The organism is Methylobacterium sp. J-001 (genome assembly GCF_022829565.1).
Taxonomy (GTDB): domain Bacteria; phylum Pseudomonadota; class Alphaproteobacteria; order Rhizobiales; family Beijerinckiaceae; genus Methylobacterium.
The window spans coordinates 1-388 of record NZ_JAKSYN010000095.1 but is presented as its reverse complement, the minus strand read 5'-3'; the positions used below and the strand labels follow the sequence as shown (position 1 = coordinate 388).

The window sequence follows — 388 nt, the reverse complement described above, 5'->3', positions numbered from 1 at the left end:
GTACACGGTGTGGAACACCGACGCGAACGGCAACTTCACCGGATACGCCGTCGGTACGGTGTCGGGTTCGGACCCGTCCCTGCTCAAGCTGGAAAAGAGCTTCGCGCAGGATCTGAACAGCGACGGCCAGATCGGGGTCGTGCCTAAGACCATCGAAGCGTTTGGGGCGACGCGGCTGGATCAGGTGGGCAGCGGGTTCTTTCTGGACGACAGCACCGGGTCGGGTCCCTCGCTCAAATATGGCGGCTCCGACGTGACCACGGGTCAGTTCGCTGGCTGGACCCCGATGGGCGCGGAAAAGACGGCCACCGGCTACCAGGTGGCCTGGAAGGTGACGGGCGCGGACCAGTACACGGTGTGGAACACCGACGCGAACGGCAACTTCACC

Annotated in this window: 1 pseudogene; it reads left to right on the top strand. The window is 64.4% G+C overall.

Annotated features, from left to right (window positions below):
* Window positions 1–388, top strand: a pseudogene (locus MKK65_RS10780) (hypothetical protein); the annotation flags it as partial.